Annotated in this window: 17 protein-coding genes; 13 read left to right on the forward strand and 4 right to left on the reverse strand. The window is 38.4% G+C overall.

The window, feature by feature from the left end:
• The first annotated feature begins 40 nt into the window (after window positions 1-40).
• From AC4IFE_RS11745 to polA, 8 genes are all read left to right on the forward strand, one after another.
• The gene (locus tag AC4IFE_RS11745; RefSeq protein ID WP_490757293.1) at window positions 41-913 is read left to right on the forward strand and encodes a lytic transglycosylase domain-containing protein; all 873 of its coding nucleotides are present in this window, start codon (window positions 41-43) and stop codon (window positions 911-913) included.
• Window positions 914-1,258: 345 nt separating this feature from the next.
• The gene (gene tssD, locus AC4IFE_RS11750) at window positions 1,259-1,669 is read left to right on the forward strand and encodes a type VI secretion system tube protein TssD (protein ID WP_490757295.1); all 411 of its coding nucleotides are present in this window, start codon (window positions 1,259-1,261) and stop codon (window positions 1,667-1,669) included.
• A gap of 208 nt (window positions 1,670-1,877) precedes the next feature.
• Window positions 1,878-4,073, forward strand: a complete 2,196-nt coding sequence (locus AC4IFE_RS11755; RefSeq protein WP_490757297.1) for a type VI secretion system Vgr family protein — start codon at window positions 1,878-1,880, stop codon at window positions 4,071-4,073.
• 35 nt (window positions 4,074-4,108) lie between these two features.
• Window positions 4,109-4,960, forward strand: coding sequence for a hypothetical protein (locus tag AC4IFE_RS11760; RefSeq protein ID WP_490757299.1), 852 nt, complete (start codon window positions 4,109-4,111; stop codon window positions 4,958-4,960).
• A gap of 19 nt (window positions 4,961-4,979) precedes the next feature.
• A complete protein-coding gene (locus tag AC4IFE_RS11765; protein WP_490757301.1) occupies window positions 4,980-6,242 on the forward strand; it encodes a Tle-like phospholipase domain-containing protein in 1,263 nt (420 codons plus the stop codon).
• A 1-nt stretch (window position 6,243) separates the two neighbouring features.
• Window positions 6,244-7,158: an ankyrin repeat domain-containing protein gene (locus AC4IFE_RS11770; protein ID WP_490757302.1), complete on the forward strand. Its 915-nt coding sequence runs from the start codon at window positions 6,244-6,246 to the stop codon at window positions 7,156-7,158.
• A gap of 308 nt (window positions 7,159-7,466) precedes the next feature.
• On the forward strand, window positions 7,467-7,874 hold the full coding sequence (gene tssD / locus AC4IFE_RS11775; protein WP_490757304.1) for a type VI secretion system tube protein TssD: 408 nt from the start codon (window positions 7,467-7,469) through the stop codon (window positions 7,872-7,874).
• Between the two features lie 182 nt (window positions 7,875-8,056).
• Window positions 8,057-10,891 carry a DNA polymerase I gene (gene polA / locus AC4IFE_RS11780; protein WP_490757306.1) on the forward strand — a complete coding sequence of 945 codons (2,835 nt, stop codon included), beginning with the start codon at window positions 8,057-8,059 and terminating at the stop codon, window positions 10,889-10,891.
• Between the two features lie 484 nt (window positions 10,892-11,375).
• Here polA and AC4IFE_RS11785 read toward each other — a convergent pair whose 3' ends face one another.
• Window positions 11,376-11,774, reverse strand: a complete 399-nt coding sequence (locus AC4IFE_RS11785) for an immunity 22 family protein (RefSeq protein WP_490757308.1) — start codon at window positions 11,772-11,774, stop codon at window positions 11,376-11,378.
• A gap of 28 nt (window positions 11,775-11,802) precedes the next feature.
• Window positions 11,803-12,360, reverse strand: coding sequence for a YdeI/OmpD-associated family protein (locus AC4IFE_RS11790; protein ID WP_490757310.1), 558 nt, complete (start codon window positions 12,358-12,360; stop codon window positions 11,803-11,805).
• Between the two features lie 129 nt (window positions 12,361-12,489).
• On the opposite strand from AC4IFE_RS11790, the gene AC4IFE_RS11795 reads away from it, so the two are divergent.
• Complete coding sequence (locus AC4IFE_RS11795; RefSeq protein ID WP_490757312.1) at window positions 12,490-13,137, forward strand: MgtC/SapB family protein; 648 nt, start codon at window positions 12,490-12,492, stop codon at window positions 13,135-13,137.
• A 28-nt stretch (window positions 13,138-13,165) separates the two neighbouring features.
• Here the strand turns inward: AC4IFE_RS11795 and AC4IFE_RS11800 are convergent, their stop codons facing one another.
• On the reverse strand, window positions 13,166-13,654 hold the full coding sequence (locus tag AC4IFE_RS11800) for a copper resistance protein NlpE (RefSeq protein ID WP_490757314.1): 489 nt from the start codon (window positions 13,652-13,654) through the stop codon (window positions 13,166-13,168).
• Between the two features lie 374 nt (window positions 13,655-14,028).
• Between AC4IFE_RS11800 and AC4IFE_RS11805 the strand changes: the two genes are divergently transcribed.
• The 3 genes from AC4IFE_RS11805 (at window position 14,029) to AC4IFE_RS11815 (ending at window position 18,314) form a co-directional block, all read left to right on the forward strand.
• Window positions 14,029-16,167 carry a S46 family peptidase gene (locus AC4IFE_RS11805; RefSeq protein ID WP_490757316.1) on the forward strand — a complete coding sequence of 713 codons (2,139 nt, stop codon included), beginning with the start codon at window positions 14,029-14,031 and terminating at the stop codon, window positions 16,165-16,167.
• Between the two features lie 69 nt (window positions 16,168-16,236).
• The gene (locus AC4IFE_RS11810) at window positions 16,237-17,235 is read left to right on the forward strand and encodes a polysaccharide deacetylase family protein (protein ID WP_490757319.1); all 999 of its coding nucleotides are present in this window, start codon (window positions 16,237-16,239) and stop codon (window positions 17,233-17,235) included.
• Window positions 17,232-18,314, forward strand: coding sequence for a GNAT family N-acetyltransferase (locus tag AC4IFE_RS11815; protein WP_490757321.1), 1,083 nt, complete (start codon window positions 17,232-17,234; stop codon window positions 18,312-18,314). Before AC4IFE_RS11810 ends, AC4IFE_RS11815 begins: the two co-directional genes overlap by 4 nt.
• A 62-nt stretch (window positions 18,315-18,376) precedes the next feature.
• On the opposite strand, the gene AC4IFE_RS11820 is transcribed toward AC4IFE_RS11815, so the two are convergent.
• Window positions 18,377-21,244, reverse strand: coding sequence for a M16 family metallopeptidase (locus tag AC4IFE_RS11820; RefSeq protein WP_490757323.1), 2,868 nt, complete (start codon window positions 21,242-21,244; stop codon window positions 18,377-18,379).
• Between the two features lie 182 nt (window positions 21,245-21,426).
• Here AC4IFE_RS11820 and AC4IFE_RS11825 point away from each other — a divergent pair, with 182 nt between their 5' ends.
• Window positions 21,427-21,912, forward strand: coding sequence for a GNAT family N-acetyltransferase (locus tag AC4IFE_RS11825; protein ID WP_490757325.1), 486 nt, complete (start codon window positions 21,427-21,429; stop codon window positions 21,910-21,912).
• Window positions 21,913-21,969: the final 57 nt, after the last annotated feature.

Below are 21,969 nucleotides of genomic sequence, written 5' to 3' on the forward strand. Positions count from 1 at the left end.
TGTCTGACAGCTTCTTTGCCAATAACCATAAGGAATTAAAATGAAAACTGTATTCAAAAACATTTTTACAGGACTGTTGTTTGCAGGAACTTTTGTAACAGTGAACGGACAGTTTCTTGCGGCTTCCGATACTTCGGAAAGCAGCGTGAAAAGGTACAATAACATTATAAATGCCAATAAGGAAATCGTGGAATTTATCGAATACTCATTGGTACAGAAAGGATTGCCCAGACATTTGAGAAACCTGGCCCTTATTGAATCGCATTTCAACAGAAATATAACCTCGGGAGCCGGAGCAGTGGGCATATGGCAGTTTATGACCTCGCATGCCAATCAGTACGGTCTTACAGAACAAAACCGGACGGATGTGTATAAAAGTACCAAGACAGCCGTAATTTCCCTGGCCAATCTCTACAGAAAGTATGGCGACTGGATTACCGTTGTAGCAGCTTATAACTGTGGAGAAGGAAATATTGCCAAAGCCATGCAGAATGCAGGCTCAACACAATATCACATATTTTCTAAATATCTTCCCGCTGAAACGATTAATCATGTTAAAAAATACCTTAATGCCTGCTATGCAACCGGAGAGCTGGAAAGTGTTTTGAACAATTACAATTCTTCAAGGCTTAATAAAATTTTCTTTACCGATGGCGGAAGCGGTAAAAATAATGCGGCACCACTTCAGGAAACAGAAATTAATGCAGGATTTAATCTGGACGTCATTGCTGATGAGCTGGATGTAGAAATGAATGAAATTCTTGCCTGGAACCCCGGAATCGTTGAGGAACTGCAAAAAAAAGGAGAGAGCCCTCTTTATCTTCCTACTGATCTTATGCCGGACTTTCTTTTGAAAAAAAATAAAATTCTTTCCCGTTCTATAAAAGAAGGAAGCCGTATGCAGCAGCAGTAAACCTGAACAGAATATAATAATTAAACCGTAATTTTCAATACGGTTTTTTTTTGTCAAAAAATTAATTTTTAGTCCTTGTTGAGAACCTGATCATTATTCTTAATGAACTTTTATTTCTCTTTTAAGTGTAAATTTTTTGTTGTAGTTTGTTTTTAAGGTGTTTTTAATCAGTTGATTATGGACTTATTTAAATCTATTGTCGTAGAATTACGACATCAAATCGTAGAATTACTACAAAATTTCAAATTTATATTTAAAAGCTTTTTTATCAAAATAGGACGTTTTATATTTGTTATACAATCAATCACCAAATCACAAAATATTAACGATTAAAATTTACAAATCATGGCAGCAAATTCAAGAGGAATCTTAAAATTCAACGGAGGAGAAGGTCAAAAGCTATTAAAGCTTAACTACAGCGTATCGAGATCTACAGACGTTTCAGGACGTGTAGCATCAGACCCTTCCAATGCACTGATCAAAATTACAGTAGAAGCTACTGAAAAATCGGACATCCTTGAAAGCTTACTGAACGGAAAGTATAAGCCTACTACAGGTGAAGTTACTTTCAACAAATCTCACGAAGAAGGTACACTTACTACTTTGAAGTGGGAAAACGGATATGTGATCCAGCATCAGGTGGACTTCGACGCTGTAGACGAAAACAGTATGCTGATCAGCTTCGTTGTTAGTGCAGAAGTTATCACATTAGGTAACTCCGAGTACCGCGGAATGTGGCCTTCATCAGTTCATTAATCCTGAATAATCATCTTAGTAAAAATAAATTGGTACAGAATAGTGTATTCGGAAGAATATACTATTCTGTTTTTGCCATATTTGGACCAATCATGTCCAAAATGGTCCTTCGGAACCTTATTATGAGCGTTACCTAAGGATTGGAAGCTGCCTCCGTATTGCTGGAAGCTATTCAGAATTTATTATAATTTAAACAAAAACACCTATTATGTTTAAAGATGATCAATCGATAAAAGTGCAGGGTCCTAAAGGAATTATACAGGATACAGCAGCAGAACAGCTTAACAATGCTGAAAATATTGCTGTACAAAAAGCAGATGATAAGCTTCAGAAGGCGGATGAAGCCATTAAGAAGTCTGCAAAAAATGCACAGGACATTTATTCAGGAGCTTCCCTGAGCACCAAAATGTTTATGAACCAGACCATGGTTCCCAATAATCCATCCGTTATAGAAAACAAGGTATGGTCCACACAGCCTACTTCCAAAATACATAACGCACGGGCTATTCCGGAAAGCATTATTGCCGGAATTAACCGTGTTGTCATGCTTGATATTGTAGTAGAAGGGCAGGTAATCAGGCATTTTAAGCATTTTAAACTGGTGCAGAGTGCTTCAAAGCACCACGAATTCAGTCTTATTCTCGCCCATGACACCTTAGGAGTTGCAGAAAATCATAATTTACAGGAAGCACAGAGCTTTTTAGGAAAAAGAATCACAGTAGTATTTAAATATAAAGACATTGAGCAGGGGCCTGAACGTAACTTTGTAGGCGTTATTACAGAAGTGGGATTCAGCCAGGAAAAAGGAAGCCTGGGAAATATTGTCCTTAAAGGATTCAGCCCGACTGTGCTGTTGGATGCTGCACCCCATATTCAGAGTTTCGGGGGTGGGCAGGAAGTGAGCCTTAACAGTATTGCTGATCATGTCATCAAAGAGGGATTAGGACAGAATAAGTTCGATTTCAGGGTAGATGCCCAGCACGGAAACGTTCCTTACAGCTCTCAATATGAAGAAACCCATTATAATTACCTGGCAAGAATCGCAGAAGCCTATGGTGAACAGTTTTATTACGACGGTGAAGTTCTGCATTTTGGGAAGCTTCCGCCACAGGAAAAACCTGTAAAGCTTACCTACGGAAGCAGCGTAAGCGATATTGCGATCAGGATGAAAGCTCAGCATGTAAGCCCAAGTTTTTATGGTTACAACAGCAGTAAAAATGAGAAGCTCGTTACAGGAAGCTCGAAGATCAATCATACTTCAGATATTGCCAAACGTGCTTACGAAATTTCAGAAAAAACCTTTAAAACACCATCATTGAGAGTAGCTCCTATCAAAGCCACATCATTTATGGATATTGATGCTTCCCAGAAAGGGACAGCAGGAAGCAAAGCATCAGAGGTTTTCATTACTTCAGGATCTACAACGGTTCCGTTCTTATATCCCGGATGTACGGCAGATATTGAAATGCGTAAAACAGATACCAACGATACTTCTTATTTTACCAAATTAATGATCGTGGAAGTTACCCATGAAGTTAACGCAAGAGGGTATTATGACGGAAATTTTGAAGCTATTGCGGCTGATACAGGATTTATTCCCCGCCCGGAATTTGAAACCCCGAAGGCAGAACCGCAATTTGCCAAAGTTATTTCCAATACCGATCCTTTAAACCAGGGAAGAGTAAAAGTTCAGTTTGACTGGCAGGGAGGACCGGACACTACCGAATTTGTACGTGTGATGACTCCGGATGCAGGAAGCAGTGACAAGGTAAGCAAGAACAGAGGATTTATGGCAGTTCCGGAAGTTGGAGACCAGGTCATTGTTAACTTTGTGCATCAGCACCCGGACCGTCCGTTTGTTATGGGAGGAATGTTCCATGGCGGAATCGGAGGCGGAGGCGGAACAGGGAATAACATAAAAAGTTTAAGCAGCAGAAGCGGAAATAAATTAGAATTAAATGATGGTGAAGGTTCTGTTTATCTGACCGATCAAGGGGGTGCCAATATGAAATTTGACGGTGCAGGAAATGCACAGACCAATGCCAATAATAATAAAACAGTCAACGTAGGAAACAATAATACGGTCAACGCCGGAAGTACAAGTTCTATTAATGTAGGAGGAAAAGATGGAGGGGCGGCTAATTCGGTTTTAAAAATGGATGCCAGTGGAAACATATCTGTGGAAGGAAAGACAAAAATTGAATTAAAAGTAGGCGAAAACAGTATTACAATTACCAAAGAAGGAATCACTATTTCTGCCAAAGAAGGCATGTTGGACTTGAATTCGTTACAGAATGCTTTATTGGTAACACAGGATAATCTGAGCATTCACAGTAAATCTATAACTTCAATCAATGCAACTGGAGATCTGTTTATTACCGGAAGTAAAGTTGATATTAACTAGTGTTGGGGCAATTTATTCTAAAAATTTAACAAGGCATGACATTGGAATCAAATAATGAAGAAAATGACTTATCAGGGTTTAAATATGCCTGGTATAAAAAAGCAGAATATCATATCAATATTAAATCCTATCTTACATTAGGAACAGGAAAAGCTAACCAGACAGAAATAGAACGGGACTGGACCATAATGCCGGGAGAATATAACCATATTGCCATACAGTCTTCTGCCCAGCGATATATTCAGTCAGACGGGCAGATGCAGCCTTTTTATGAAATTCTTGAGAAAATAAATAAGGCAACAGAGGTAATAGAATTATCTTTAAGTACAGATAAAAGTATTAATGAAGTCACCAACAAGAATGAAATTTTAAATAGGTGGGACGGGATAAAAAAAGACTTACATTTCTTTGAGCTGATAAAAGAAAGTTATAGAACTTTTATTCAGATCTATGATAAAGAGTTCAATAATATAGACCGTAATATTGGGCGTAATTTATTGTACCAGATCATGTTTTATCCTTTACCGGCATTCAGGGGAGGAAGTTTTACCGATGAAATTCCTGTAAGAACCACTTTATCAACGCTTTTTCCCGGAGAAGAGCTGAATTACAGCTCGGTCTACAGAATTTCCGGAAACGAAAAAGGAGGATATACGGTAAAGCTGGAAGGAAAAAGTAAGGAAAACCAATCCCGGTTTGAAAATGTATACAAGGAAAAGTACCAGAAAACCTTGGTAAATGCTTTGGAATACAAGTATGCAATAGAAGGAGAATACATCTATAATCAGGATTCGGTACTATCAGAAGTCATATTTCACGTGAAGGAAGAGCTTAATGAAAAAATGATATATGTCTGCAGATATCATATAAAATTAAATAAAAAGTAACCATTAATTCAAGATCACTATGAGTCAATTATATATCGCACAGGGTACGCCGCTTATTTGCAGTAAAGGCAGAAGGCTTATAGGCATTGGAGTCAGTTCCCAGTCTTCGGTAAACTTGAAAAAAGGGGCTAAGCTGATGGCAACGGAAGAAGACCGTTTTAAAGACAATTTTATTTGTCCTGAAATGATGATGGCCGGAGCTTTAGCCGGAGTCGCTGTAGCAGCAGCTTTTTCCGGTGGACTTTTGGTTTTAGCCGCCGCAGCCTGGGCAGGAAGCGCCCTTATTGATGACTGCCTGAATATCTGCTCATTTTTATGCAAAGGAAGCGATTGGAAAAATACCCATCCAAAAGTTAGAATTGAAAATAAAAAACCTTTACTGCAAAACTCCAGCTTACATTGTTTCATAGGAGGAGAAGTTACTTTTCATCTGCCCATTGCTCAGCTTCAGGAAGCAAGTACAGCCAGCCAAATGGCACAGAATTCTTATGAAGATGGCTACAAGGATGAGAAGGGAAACGATGTATCAATAGATGGATATACCCGCATTAATACAGATGATCAGGGTAAACTAGATGAATTGTTTGGACCCGGAGTATTGAAGAAAGAAGATTTTAATACAAATAATGATAATGGCTTTTATGCGTCCTTATATCACAACAAAGAAACAGGAGATTTTTTTGTAGCGTTTAGAGGTTCCGAGCCGAAAGGGATGCAATTCTATCATGACTGGTTTATTGAAGACGGAGGGCAGGCCTTTGGCTTCGCTACGCCCCAAATAGAAAAGACCAGAAGCCTTGCTGAGAAAATGGATTACGCAACCAATGGAAATGTGAAATTTACAGGACATTCTTTAGGAGGAGGGAACAGCGCAATGGCTTCCTATTATACAGGACTTCCGGGATATACCTTCAATACAAGAGGCGTCCATCAGAATACCTTAAATTATCTTGATGAAAAAGGAGCTGTAAAGTCAACTTCAAATATTATTAATTATAGCACAAGTAATGACATTCTTAATGGATTGCAAAACAATAGAGAAGGGCTGCTTTCTACTCTGGCATTTTCAGGAATCCCGGGACTTAATTTACTTGCAGGGGCTGGAGGACTTACCGGAGGGGTTCCCCGTGCTTTAAATGAACAGCATGAAATTTACGGATATATTGAAGACAATGAGGGCCTTGGTATAAAGACCATCGGAAGCGGCCACAGTGCTTATAACGATGCATTTCAGGCTATGATGAGCACCATCAATACAGACGTTGTAGCAAATAATATATAATATGAAAGCAATTATTTTAATACTTCTATCCATTATGACACTTACCAATTGTTCAGATTCTGTTCTTAGATCCCGTAAAAATGTAAATAGAAGAAATCTTCCGCCTGGAAAACTATTTGAGGGTCCGCAGCTTAAAGCTGCACAAAGTATTTTTGATGAAAACAATGCTGAACTTATAAATTCTATTAAGGCTCACCCGGAAATAATTAACCAGTTGAGTGATAGAGAAGAAGAGAACGGATACACCTTATTGCACTATGCTGCATTACTTGAAAATATGAAAGCAATGGAAACCTTATTGCAGAATGGTGCTGATCCTAATATTATTATGCCTCAAGGTTTACCGGTTAAGCATGCCGTTGCCCTTAATGATTATAATATGCTGGATTTATTATTAAAATACCATGCAACACTTAATCCTGCAGTTGGAGTGAATCCGCTTAGTGATGCAATGGTGCTGGGAGATGAAAATGTTGAAAGAAAAATGATAAATTATTTGCTTGAACATGGGGCAGATATTAATCATGTATCTTACAATGGAGGCAATATTATGGAAGATGCTACAAGAGACAATTTGGATTTAGCCGGCTATTTTCTGGAAAAAGGAGGGCAGCCCGTGATTGCCGGAACACATCTTTCTCCAATGGCAAATTATATTCAATACAAGGAAAATCAAAAAAATGAACGTAGTTTACCGGATTCTCCATACTATCAAAAGTTATCAGCGCTTAAAAAACAGCTGATAGAAAAATACAATGTTCATTTTCCCTACCAAAAAGATACAGTAGAAGAGGCGAAACTTAGGATCAGGCTTTATGAAAACCTGAGTCCTAAAGATAAAATATCAGTCAACTTCAAAAAGAATTACGGTGAAAACCGCTATCAGGAAGATTTGGCTATTGTAAAGGGAAAATAAAGACAACCGGAAACAATACTTTAAAAATAAAATCAGATCGGCAAAGGTCTGATTTTATATTTATATTTCCCATAGTAGTGTGAAATATAAAGAAATTAAACCTTCTTAAAAGCATCATTTCTACTTTAAACAGACATTTTCAGCATTATGCTAAGTCAAAAGTCGTAGAATTACTACACCAAATCGTAGAATTACTACAATATTTCAGATTGACATTCAAAAACTTTTTCTTTACCTGTATCGATTTTATCTTTGCTCTGTAATCAATCACTATTCACATTATATATAACAATTAAAATTCACCAATCATGGCAGCAAATTCAAGAGGAATCTTAAAATTCAACGGAGGAGAAGGTCAGAAACTATTAAAGCTTAACTACAGTGTATCAAGATCTACAGACGTTTCAGGACGTGTAGCTTCAGATCCGTCAAATGCATTGATCAAAGTGACAGTAGAAGCTACTGAAAAATCTGATATCCTGGAAAGTTTACTGAATGGAAAATATAAGCCTACCACAGGAGAAGTTACTTTCAACAAATCTCATGAAGAAGGTACACTGACTACTTTGAAATGGGAAAACGGGTACGTGATCCAGCACGAAGTAGATTTCGATGCGGTTGACAGCAACAGCATGCTGATCAGTTTCGTAGTCAGCGCAGAAGTGATCACTTTAGGTAACTCCGAGTACCGCGGAATGTGGCCTTTAGGTAATTAACAAGACCCAAGTCTTTTAGTAAAAAATAACATCAGAACAGAACGGCAGAAATGCTGTTCTGTTTTTTTATGACCATCCTACAATGCTTTCAGAAACATATTTTAAAACTTACAACTCACAATTCGTAAACTTATAACTCGAAAAATATTCCTATTTTCTTATATTTGTTCATTATAGACATTATGGACGCAACACAAGATAAAAGGCTCTTTCTCATCGATGCTTATGCGATGATATTCAGAGGATATTACGCATTGATCAGGAATCCCAGGCTCACGAGTAAAGGTTTGGATACCTCTGCTATTTTCGGGTTTACCAATTCCCTGATCGAACTGATCAGAAGAGAAAAGCCAACCCATCTCGCAGTCGTTTTTGACGTAGGACAGGCAAGCGTAAGAACTGATGATTATTCAGATTACAAAGCGAACCGAAGCGAGACTCCTGAAGCAATCAAAATAGCCATTCCATATATTCACAGAATTTTAGAGGCAATGCATATCCCTATCTTGGGAGTGGAAGGTTATGAAGCGGATGATGTGATAGGTACCATTGCCTGCAAAGCAGAAAAAGAAGGATATACCACTTTCATGGTGACGCCGGATAAAGATTTTGCCCAGCTGGTTACTGATAAAATTAAAATCTATAAACCAGGTCTAAAGGGAGGGGATATAGAAATTCTTGGCGTAGAAGAAGTAAAAGCAAAATATGAGATAGATGATCCGAAACAGGTCATCGATTTTCTTGCCATGATGGGAGATGCTGTAGACAATATTCCCGGACTGGAGGGAGTGGGAGAAAAAACGGCCATGAAATTCCTCAAAGAATTCGGGAATATAGAAACCCTGCTGGCCAATACCGATAAGCTGAAAGGAAAGCTGAAAGAGAAAGTGGAAGCTTCAGCAGAACGCGGAATTTTATCCAAAAAGCTGGCAACCATCATCTGTGATGCACCTATAGAATTTCATCAGGAACAGTACGATCTTGATACGCCGGATTTCGAAAAAGTAAAAGAAGTTTTTGACGAAATAGAATTCAGGAGATTATACGAAAATCTTTACCGGGCGTTTGCTTCTGCACCTGCAGAAACTGTAATCGTAAGTGAAGTTGAAGTGACCCAGACTTCTGCCGGTACCGAAATAAAAGGACAGGTGATGCAGCTTGACCTGTTTGCCAATTTTGAAGAATTGGATCAGGCGACTTCTACCAAAACATCTATCGATAAGAATGACCATCTATACCAGTTTGTGAACAATCCAAAAGCACAGAAAGTTTTGGTCAATAACCTACTGCTACAGAAGGCAGTCTGCTTTGATACCGAAACCACCTCATTGAACGAACTGGAGGCTGAACTTGTAGGAATGAGTTTTTCCTACAAAAAAGGGCTGGCTTACTATGTTCCTTTATCTGAGGACAAAGGGGAAGTACTTCAGACACTGGAAATCTTCAGGCCGTTTTTTGAGAAAGAAGACCTGCTGAAAATTGCTCATAATTTAAAATTCGATTACAAAATATTAAAGCAGTACAATATTACGGTAAAAGGTGCCATGTTTGATACCATGATCGCCCATTATCTGCTGAACCCGGACGGAAGACATGGCATGGACTACCTTTCCGAAGTGTATCTAAATTACAAACCCGTTTCCATTGAAACCATTATCGGGAAAAAAGGCAAAAATCAGGGAACTTTCAGAGATGCAGACCTGAGAACACAAACCGATTATGCAGCGGAAGATGCCGATGTAACTTTCCAGCTGTATGAGCTGTTTGCCCCACAATTGAAAAAAGAAAACCTGGAAGATCTTTTCTTTAAAATAGAGATGCCTTTGATGGAAGTCCTGGCTAAAATGGAACTGGCCGGAATTTCACTCGATGAAAAATGGCTGGCACAGGAAAGTATCGATCTTGAAAATGACTTGAGACAACTGGAAACCAAAATTTTTGAACTTTCAGGTGAAGAATTCAACATGAATTCACCCAAGCAGCTTGGAGAAATCCTCTTCGAAAAAATGCAGCTGGATCCCAAAGCAAAGAAAACAAAAACAGGACAGTACGCAACTTCAGAAGACGTTTTACAGAAGCTGAGCTCAAAACATGAGATCATCAAGCATATCCTGGAATACAGAACTTATCAGAAATTGAAATCTACCTATGTAGATGCTTTGCCTTCCCAGATTGATAAGCAGGACAGCAGGGTACATACCAATTTCTCCCAGACTACGGCTGCTACAGGACGTCTGGCAAGTGTAAATCCCAATCTTCAGAATATTCCGATCCGAACACTGCGCGGACAGCAGATCAGGGGAGCTTTTGTTTCAGGAGAAGGGAAAAAAATCATCTCTGCCGATTATTCCCAGATCGAACTTCGTCTGATTGCCGAGATTTCGGGAGAAGAAAATATGATCAAAGCTTTCCAGGACGGAGAAGATATTCACGCTTCAACAGCCGCAAAACTGTTTAAAATTCCTTTGGAAGAGGTTTCCAAAACCCAGAGAAGCCAGGCCAAGACCGTGAATTTCGGAATTATCTATGGGCAGGGAGCTTTTGCACTGGCAGAACAGACCGGTCTTTCAAGAACTGAGGCCAAACAGATGATCGAAGCCTACTTTGAAACTTATCCGAAACTAAAGGAATATATGGCGGAACAGGTAAGCAAAGCCCGCCAGATAGGATATGTGGAAACAATTTTAGGGAGAAAACGCCATTTAAAAGATATCAATTCCAATAATTTCGTGGTGAGAGGCCATGCAGAAAGGAATGCCGTAAATGCACCGGTTCAGGGAAGCGCAGCAGATGTTGTAAAGCTGGCCATGATCAAAATTGATCACGAACTTAAGGCACAGCAGCTGCAGACCAAAATGCTTCTTCAGGTACATGACGAACTCATATTTGAAGCTCCGGTAGATGAGGTTGAAGCAGCTTCAAAACTGATCAGAACCGAGATGGAAAGTGCATTAGAAACCCAGGTGCCATTATTGGTAGAAGTGGGAGTCGGGAATAACTGGCTGGAAGCGCATTGATAAAATAGGGTAAAATTAAAATAAGGTGAGTTGTAGGCTCACCTTATTTTTTACGTTTTTATTTTAATTATAGGAAGTGATAAACAGCAGTATTACGGATTTCCGTACTGCTATTAATTTGATCAAAAGAGTACCCGGATTACAAGATGCTTAAATAAAAAAGAAGACTAAACTTTAGTCTTCTCAACTTTCTGTATGGTACAGAAAATTTGTAATCATTTTTCACCTCATTGATTTTACCTTCGTCTCAGTTTTTTTTAGATCTGTATTTTAAAAGAATGACAGTTCATTCAAATCAATACATGATAAAGATAAGAAGTTTAAATTTCCTGTGAAATACTACTTTTGTATTATTTTAAGAAAGTATTATAAATTCAGCCTATATGGTAATATTCTCTTTTCCGATCACACCATAATTCAGAAGGATCACAAAAACCTTCAGCAGATTCTTGTGATCCTTTATTGAAGCTCTTTTCATACAAAGCTAGATGGTATATTCAATCTCGCCGATGTAGTATAATGCATATTCTTCTTCATTCACCGAAACCGGATTGGGAATTGTATGTTTGTTAGCAAAAATAATAGCATTTACCGGAGTTTCAAGGCCGAGTTCATTGATCTTTTGTTCCACAACAGGAAGCCACTGGTCGGCATAAGAATAATCGCTAAATTTTTCGTAGATGCCTAAACTTTCATCTTCAAAGCCATATTCCAGAAAGTCATAATCAAACCATTGGATATGCTGTGATTCTGCAAATTTTGAAACGTAAAGATCTTCAGTTTCCTCTTCTATGTAATAGCTCTCATCCTCTTCCGCAAAATCATTAAAAGCGTCCTCATTTTTAAAATATCCCAACCAAAAGTGTGAAATTTCTTTCTCCATAAATTATTTTTTTAAGTATACTGTATGTTTATTTTAATCTCTTTAACTGTTCACTTTCACCAATGATCTTTTCCAGTCTCGAAAGCCTTGTCTTTTCCTGTTTTGCACTCATCAGCCAGTGAATGACCGTCCTTTTATAAGAAGGAGCCTGTTTTTCAAAAAAAGCCCATGCATTTTCGTGGGTTTTAAACTGTTTTTCGTACACAGGATCAAGAATGATATCTTCTTTTTCATGCGAATAGACGCCTGTTTTATCTTCTTTTCTGGCTTCAAATGCCTTTTGTCCTTCCAAAGTCATAAGCCCGGCTTTCGTGAGCTCTTCCACTTTTTTGATGTTGATGATGCTCCAGATGCTATTTGGTTTTCTTGGTGTAAAACGGTTAGAATAGCTCTCTGGATCTAAAGATCTTCTTACACTGTCTATCCATCCGAAGCACAAAGCCTGGTCTACAGCTTCAGACCAGTTCATAGAAGGTTTTCCGCTGTCTTTTTTATAGAAGCCCACCAGAATCTCTTTTTCTTTTGTGTGATTTTCTTCCAGCCACTTTCTGAATTCTTCCTTTGTTGCAAAAAAAGTAGGCGTCATCCCGAATCTTTTATTGAATTAAAGTGTAATATTACAAAACTTTTCTTTTAACGGTACAATACTGACCGGCCAAAAGACATTAAAATACACTTTTTTATTGTAATTTTATTCAGGTAAAAACTCAGTACAATGGAATTCCTTCAGGATCATTATGTCATACAGAATGAGCTGCTGCTGATACTGATCTCTGTCCTTTTAGGGCTTTTGATCGGCGCAGAACGAGAATACCGTAACAAATCGGCGGGTCTCCGGACTTTTATTCTGGTATGTTTCGGCTCGTGCCTTTTTACCATTCTTTCCATAAAAATAGGAGTGGAAAATCCGGACCGTCTGGCAGCGAATATTATTACCGGAATCGGTTTTCTGGGAGCAGGCGTTATTTTTAAAGGCGACAATAAGATCGATGGAATTACCACCGCAACAACGATCTGGGCTACCGCTTCAATAGGAATGGCTGTAGGTTCAGGGTATGTTTACCTATCGTTATTGGGAACAGCTTTGGTGCTTTTGATCCTTAGTGCGCTGATCTTCCTTCAGAATTATATAGACAGCAGTCACAAAATAAGAGAATATAGAATAACGGTGTCCACATCAGAAGATATTAAGCACTGCGAAAAGATATTCGAAGAACATCATCTGAAGCACTTTATGCTGAAACTGCAGTATGCACAGGGAAATCTTTCCATCACATGGAGACTCACCGGGAAACATACCAAACATGATGAAGTGGTAAAAAGTCTAATTAATGATCCTAAAATTACAGCCTATCAGTTTTAGATCAATAAAAAAATAAAGGCCTAAGCCTTTATTTTTTCTTGAAAACATAAAGATCCTTGTTAGGACCGGTTATTTCTTTTCCGTCCATATCCAGCTGGATAAGAACGTTTTCACCTACCTTGTATTTATAATGGGTATCTTTTCCTTTTAGAGTAATAACATTACCTGCAGCATTCCACTCAAAAGTTCCTTTATCCTGATTTTTCGAATTTCTTTCGATATATTCCTCGTTGATGCTGAATGTTTTATCATTATTAATGGTAAGAGACGTCTTAATTCCCGGACAGTCTGCACAAGGAACTACAGCTTCATACGTTCCCGGCCAGTCGAGAGCGTTTTCAGAAGTATCACCCGGAGCCGTAGGAGTTGCTTTTGTAATGCTGTCAGAAGGTGCAGTCTGTACAGCTGCAGAATCCGTTGTGGCATCAGTAGTTTCTGTGGTTTTTTCTTTAGGGTTACATGAGGCTAAAAACGCAGCTGATGCAATTCCCAGAATGAACATTTTGCTATTTACCATGATGAAATAATTTTGATATTAATAATTTAAGTGTGCCCTATGAGCAACAAAAACTGAGCCATAGGCAGGAATGAGAGTGTCGGAGAGTTTAAGAGTTAATGAGTGTTTTTAGGAGAGAATATGAAGAGGGAAGAGGGAAGTTCCGGAGATCTGTAAAGAAAAAATATAAATCAGGCGTGTGAAATCTTGATTCTTGGTTCTTGTTTCTTGGCTCTTGGCTCTTGTTTCTGAATCTGTAAAATTCACCATTCACTTGCTCAGCAAAATTCACCATTCACCATCAACCCCCTCACATCCATCAAAACCCAACTTTCGCTTTCATTTCATAAGGCATATGTATAATATTCTTTGTAAATTGGGACAAAATTTTGATTATGACAAAAAAGATACTTTTATCCGTATTTCTTTTGCCGGCTGCAATGGCATTTGCGCAACAATATGGAGGAATGTGGATTCCTACAGAACTGAATGAAAAGGAAATGAAGGATTTGGGAATGAAAATCTCTGCCAAAGACATTTTCAATACCCAGAAGCCGAGCATAAAAGATGCGGTAGTACAGTTTAACGGCGGATGTACGGCAGAAATCATTTCACCTAAAGGATTATTGCTTACCAACCATCACTGTGGATACGGGCAGATTCAGGCACATTCTACAGTTCAGAATGATCTTCTTTCCAATGGTTTCTGGGCTAAAAATCCGGACGGAGAACTTCCGAACCCGGGTGTAAAAGTAGACTTCATTGTAGACATCAAAGAAGTAACAGATAAGATTTTAGAAGGAACAGACAACCTTGTGGAACCTGAACTGACTAAAAAAGTTAATAAAAATATTGAGGTTTATAAAAATTCTCAGAAAATAGAATCTTACCAGTCGATCATTGTAAAATCAATGTATTACGGTAACAAATATTATGCTTTCACCACGGAAACATACAAAGATATCCGTCTGGTTGGGGCCCCGCCTCAAAGCATAGGGAAATTCGGGAGCGATACGGACAACTGGGTTTGGCCGAGACATACCGGAGATTTCTCCATGTTCAGAATTTACGCAGGGAAAGATAACAAGCCGGCAGAATATTCAAAAGACAATGTTCCTTATGTTCCGAAACACTATCTTCCGGTTTCCATAAAAGATAAGGCTGAAAATGATTTTACATTCGTATTCGGTTTTCCTGGAAAAACAACAGAATATCTTCCTGCAGTGGCTGTGGAAAAGATCATGACCGATATAGATCCTGCAAGGATTGCCGTACGTGAGGTAGCCCTGAAAACGCTGGACGAGAAAATGCGTACAGACAGCGAAACGCGTATTAAATATGCATCAAAATATGCATCGGTAGCCAATTACTGGAAAAAATGGATTGGTGAAGTAGAAGGTTTGAAAAAATCCAATGCAGTAGAGAAAAAAGTCATGTACGAAGGTTCCCTAGTCGCTAAAAATCATGAGATCAAAGCTACTCTGGATCAGCTGAACAAACTGTACAACGATCAGGCTCCTTATGCATTAAACAATGCTTACTATACAGAAGTGGTAAGAAATGCTGAAACACTGAAGCTTGCAGGCGATTATTACGACTATATAGCTTCTGTAGAGGCAGGAAAAATGGATGAAAAAGAACTTACCAAATTAAAAACAAAGGTAACTTCTTTCTACAAAGATTACAGCGCAGAGCTTGATGCTAAAGTGACGGCAAAACTGCTGGCTTTGTATGCCAATAAAACCGCTCCTCAGTTTCTGCCTGTCGGATTCAATAAATATAAAGACGAAAATCAGAACATTCCCGTCATAGAAGAGATGTCTAAAAACTCAATCATCACAGGAAGAGAGCAGGTAAACGGAGCGACTCTTACCGGAGATATTGAGAAAGCATTTTCCAACCAGGACAAGCTGATCAAGACCTTGAAGAAAGACCCGATTTACCAGCTGTATGTTTCCATGAAAGAAATATATATGAAAAATGCTGATCCTCAGTTCACTTCTCTTCAGGGGAAAATTGATGACCTTCAGAAGAAATTCATGGCCCAGCAGATGGCCGCTGATAAGGATAGAAAATTCTTCCCGGATGCGAACTCTACGCTTCGTGTAACCTACGGAAAAGTAAAGGGCTCTACGCCTAGGGATGCTGTTTCTTACGGTTATCAGACGCATTTGGCAGGCGTGATGGAAAAATATATTCCGGGAGATTATGAATTTGACGTTCCTAAAAAACTGATCGATCTTTACAACAAAAAAGACTACAGTATCTATAAGGACAAAACAGGCGATGTTCCTGTAGGATTCACGGCTACCAACCATACAACGGGAGGGAATTCAGGAAGTCCGGCGCTTGATGCCAACGGAAACCTTGTAGGACTTAACTTTGACAGACAGTGGGAGGGAACGATGAGCGATATCAATTATGATCCGCGTTTCAGCCGGAACATCATGGTAGATACTAAATATATCCTGTTCATTATCGATAAATTTGCCGATTCCAAATGGCTTATCGATGAAATGAAGGTGATAAAATAATACACAAAAGTGATACCTTTAAGAATCTATTTGAATCCAATTTAAATAGATTCTTTTTATTTAATGGAGATGAAAGATAAGATCATCAATATACTTGCCGCCTTCGAAACAGGAAATATCGGAAATTCTTTTCCGATGGATTATTGTCTGCCTGTTTATCACTGTGTTTCTGATGAAAGCCTGCCGCATATCCGAAACATTATTCAGTATAAGAATACAAAGCAGTTCGAAGAAGATCTGGACTGCCTTTCAAAACACTTTCAGTTTGTCAGCTGGTCAGAATTCAGGGACTTTGTCAATGGTAGCTTTAAACCTAAAAAGAAGATTGCTTTCCTGACTTTTGATGACGGTTTCAGAGAATTTTACGATACTGTGCTTCCTGTTCTGGAACGCAAGGGAATATATGCCTGTAATTTTATAAATCCGGCTTTTATCGATAACCAGGAGCTGATGTTCAGATGTAAGGCGAGTTTAATTATTGATGCCGTGGAAAAAGCAAAAACAGCAGATCCGGAGATTTTTCAAATGCTTTCTCTGGAAAATCCGTCAAAAGAAGCCTTAAAGCAGCAGGTTTTAAAAATTAATTATCATAAAAGAGAGCTGCTGGACAGGCTTACTGAAAAATTGGGAATCGATTGTAATGCCTACTTAAAAGAGCACACTCCATATCTTACAACAGACCAGTTAAAAGTACTGACACAAAAAGGCTATGGAATTTCCTCCCACAGCTGGGACCATCCAAAATATGGTGAACTGTCCTTAAAAGAACAGATGGAAAGTACCGACCGGACTTTTAATTATTTGAAGGAAAACGATTTTATGTATGAAAGCTTTGCATTTCCGTTCACGGATTTTGGAGTAAAAAAAGATTTCTTTGATGAACTGTTTAAAAATGAAGACCTGTTCTGCTGCTTTGGAAGCGCAGGGGCAAAATTAGACAGTGTTGAAAAGCTTTTTCACAGAATCCCGATGGAAACAGGTGAGAGCGGAGAACATATATTAAAAAAAGAAACTGCTTATTTCAGATTGAAAAAAATCATCAATAAAAATAAAATACTGAGAAGATGACCGAGCTGAAGACATTTAACAAAAAAGAACTTGAAGATTTTGTTTTGTCAGGAGATTTCAAAAGCTTTGATTTTCTTCCTATTTCAGAGCACCGGGCAAAATCCCAGATCAGAAATCTGAAAGCTTTAGATGATCAGACGCTTTTGGTACTGGCTTTTTATGATGGAAAGCTGGCGGGTTATGTAGGATGTTTTCCTGATAATTATCTAATTGACGGGAAAATATTCCATTATGCATGGCTGAGTACCCTGTTCGTAAGTGAAGCATTCCGTGGAAAAAGGATTGCCAAAACGTTGCTGAATAAAATGTTTGAGGAATACGACGGCAATATCATTGCAACAGAATTTACCAAAGAAGCAGAAACTCTTTACAATATGCTGGGCGTTTTCGAGTATGCTTACCCGAAGACTGGAAAAAGATATTATTTCAGATCAGATGCAGCTTACATTATTCCTGGGAAAAAGTCCGGAACCAAGGCTGTAAAACCGCTTTTTCAAATAGCCGATGCTGTTGCCAATTCTTTAATTGTTTTAAAGAACTCCAGCATAAGAAAACCCGGATTCAGATTCGAAATCCTTGATCACATTGATGCTGAAAGTTCTGAATTCATGTCAAAATTCCGGAGCAGACGAAATGCCGATGAAATCAATATATGGATAAAGAATCCCTGGGTACTGGAAAGTAACAGGAAAGAAGATAAATACCTGTTTTCGAGCTATGCGGAGGTTTTTAAATATGTCTGGGTGAAAATATATGATGACAGTCATAATTTAGCAGCCTGTTCGCTGCTTCAGCTCAGAGACGGGAATCTTAAAATTCCTTATCTGTTTTCAGAAGCTTCGGATCTGGATCGGGTTATTGATTTCTTAAGCTATTATATTGCCGGCAATAAAGTAAAAACCTTAACCAGCTATCAGAAAGAGCTCAATTTACGAATAGAAAAGTCGAAAATATTTCCAAAGATCTACGAGCGCAACTTTGAAAGAAGATACTTGTTTCACAAAGAACTCATCCAGCACCTCCCGGAAGGATTTGATCCTGAATATCAGGATGGGGATGGCGATTGTATGATGACTTAGATGAGTGTTGATGGATTTTAGATATAAAAACCGCCTCAAATAAATGAAGCGGTTTGAATTTTTTAATGTCCGAAGATCTCTTCCAACGTTAACTCTTTAAAGGTTCCCATCTGGTTCACGGCATCCATATCCAGATTTTCTTTCTTACCAATAATTGCTGTATTAAAATGTATTGGCTTAATCTTCGTCTGGTAGAAATCCTTCAGATCATCGAACTTCAGATTTTCGATCTGTCCATAGATATCTTTTCTGAAATCATGGTAAATTCCAAGTTTTTTCAGTCGTAACGTATTGAAAAATATATTGTTTCGGGTAATTCGGGTTGAAGCAATCTGTTTCAGGGCAGCATTTTTGGCATTTTCAAACTGTATTGGCACTTCAGGAAGCTCATTCATCAGCTCACCCATTGTACTTACGGCCGTCTGGAGTTTATCCGGCTGTGTTCCGATATAGGTGGTGATATAATCCGGATGGCCCAGTTCAGAATTGGCCGCATAAGAAACATATGCCGAATACGCCAAACTTTTACTTTCACGGATCTCCTGGAAAACAATAGACGAAAGTCCTCTTCCGAAATATTCATTGAAAACATTAATCTTTCCAAAGTTTGAAGTATCCACCTGATGGCCTCTTCCTACTTTGCTCATTTCCATCTGAACCATATCATAATCGGTGAAATAGACATTTCCGTTCGTTTCAGGCTCAGGATACTGTTTAGGCTCAGGAATCCGGAAGCTTTCATTTTCTACATACTTTCCAATATACTGTTTGAAATTTTCTATATCCTTTCCATAGAAAAATATTTCGTAAGGATATCTGAAAATATTTTTCATTCTGTCCGTGAATACCTCTGCATTGCTGCTTTCAAGCTCCTTCTTGGAAATAATATCCGTGTAACGTGAGAAATTTCCCAGTTTTGTATAATTGGTCAGGGCAGTCATGATACGGGTTTTATCTTTTTTTGTAGCCTGGCGGTTTTCAAGAACCGTTCCTACAAATTGTCTGTAGATCTCCTGATCCGGTTGTACATCATACATCCAGTGCTGCAGAAGGGCAATTCCCTTTTCAATATTTTCTTCCAGACCGCTCAGAGAGATCAGAAGCTGGTCACTCGTTGTCTTAAAATCGTTGCTGACCCCGATCTTAAAGAATTCCTTCTTCAAATCCTCAGGCGAAAGATCTTCAGTTCCAAGATATTGCAGTAATTGCGTGGAAATTCCAAGGTCCCTGTCATGATCGCTGCCGAAAGGGAAGATAAAGTGTGCCTGCGCAATATCATTGTACTTATTGCGAACGAAGCTCAGCTTTTTATCCTTTATCTTATCCGTGAGAATTTCTTTCTCATAATCAATGAACTCCGGCAGTATATCTTCTGTTTTTTCTGCGGTGATTTCCTTTAAAAATTCAGACTGTGCGTCGCGGTTTATTTTGATCGGCGTAATTCCTGGATTTTCAACTCTTACCAATTGGTCATTAACACCCTTTTCCTTATAAACAATAATATAATTGTCTTTAAAAAAAGTATTGGCGAAATCTATCACCTCTTCTTTGGTGAATTTTTCATACTCATCCATTTCATTCAGTTCCTGTTCCCAGGTTCTGCCTTTAATGTATGTATCGTAAAGATTGGTAGCCAGTCCGTCTGCTGTTTCAAGGCCTTTCATCCTTTGAATTTTGAAATCATTAATGATTGCAGGCAGCATCCAGTCCGGAAATTCTCCTTTTTTGATCAGCTCAACTTGTTCCAGAACCATATCTTTTGCTTCATCCAAAGTTTGTGTTTCCTTAGGAACCGCGACGATAGAAAAATATCCATACTGCTTTAAGCCGACAGAAAAAGCCTGTGCCCAAAGCATTTTTTGCGTCTGGTTGATATTAAGGTCAAGCAATCCTGCTTCCCCTCTGTTGCTGAGGATATTAGCCGCAATATCTGCCAGCATTGCCTCTCGCGTGCCGTAGCTGTCTGTTCTCCATGCCAGCTGAACCCTTGGTGTTGTAGGACTTTTAACCGTTCTTTTTACAATTTGCGTTAATGGCTGTTCAATAACAGGCGTTTTTTTCGGAAGTTCTCTGTAAGGAATCGTTCCAAAATATTGATCGACCAGCTGAATCGTTTCCTCAAAATCCAGATCTCCCACCAAAACCACGGCATAATTATTTGGAACGTAATACTCATCAAAATACTTATGAATGGCCTTCATCGAAGGATTCTTCAGGTGCTCAGGCTTTCCGAGCGTTGTTTGCTGGCCGTTCGGATGCGTTGGAAAAAGAGCGGCCATCAGTTCATAATTCACAAGCCTTGAATCATTATCCTGGGCCCTGTTAAATTCCTCATATACCGATTCCAGCTCCGTATGGAAAAGCCGCAATACGATTTCTGAAAACCTTTCCTTTTCTATTTTAAGCCATTTTTCGAGTTCGTTATTTGGAATATTATTTTTGTAAACCGTTTCATCAAACCAGGTATGTGCATTTGTCCCGCTGGCTCCCAATGAAGAAATAGCCTTATCATATTCATTGGCGATCGCATACTGGCTGGCTTCCTGGGATATCTCGTCTATTTTTTTATAGATCTCTTTTTTCTTTTCAGAATCCTGTTCCGCTTTATGATCCTCATAAAGGGAAGAAATCCGGTCAAGAAGCTCCTTTTCTTTTTCCCAGTTCTGGGTGCCAATTTTTGAGGTTCCTTTGAACATCATGTGTTCAAGATAATGTGCCAGGCCGGTATTGTCAGCCGGATCATTGTTACTTCCCGTTCTTACCGGGATATAAGTCTGTATCCTGGGAGCATCAAAATTTTGTGCCAGAAAAACTTTCAGGCCATTCTTTAAAGTGTAAATTCTTACTTTGTTTTCATCATTGGGAATTGTGATATATTCGTAGTTGTTTTTATCTGTATGAACCGTTTCTTTGTATCTTTTGTCAATCATAAGCTAACTCATTTCATTCCTATAAATCAGAATGCCTTACAAATGTAAGGAATCAGGAAAGAACAAACCGGAATTTCCTTATTATTGCATCTATGGTTTTGATTTATATCAGATAAAAACATTATTACATGATCAGATACTAAAACTATCCCGTAATTACTATTTTACAAATTGAGATGACAATGAATATTCAATACCGAAAACTTTTACCCGAAGAAAGTATCATCTATAGAACGATCAGGCTCGAAAGCTTAAAAAAATTCCCGGAATCTTTTTGTGCGGATTATGAGGAAGCGTTAAAAACTGAAAAATTCAGAATGGAATATGATATTGAAAATCAGTTGGCAGAAAGATTTGTAGTGGGTGCTTTCAATGAAGATCAGCTTATTGGAATCTGCACTTTTGTTAAAGATGAAAATGACAGAGGAAATATTTACCAGATGTATGTTAAAGAAGAATATCAGGGTAAAAATATAGGTCGGCATCTGATTCAGAAGGTTATAGAAGAAGCGAATAAAGAGTTTAAAGATATTGAAATCTATCTTGAAGTCAAAAATACGAATATCAAAGCACATAGACTTTACCAAAAGATTGGCTTCACAGAAATTCCTGATGTGGAGCTAAATGAAGACGATGCAAGTGTTCTGATGAAATACTCTCCAGTATAAAATGTATTTATTAATTCAATATTCATCAGCTTCTTTCCAAAATAAATTCAATAAGTT

It is taken from the genome of Chryseobacterium sp. UF-81, assembly GCF_058245105.1.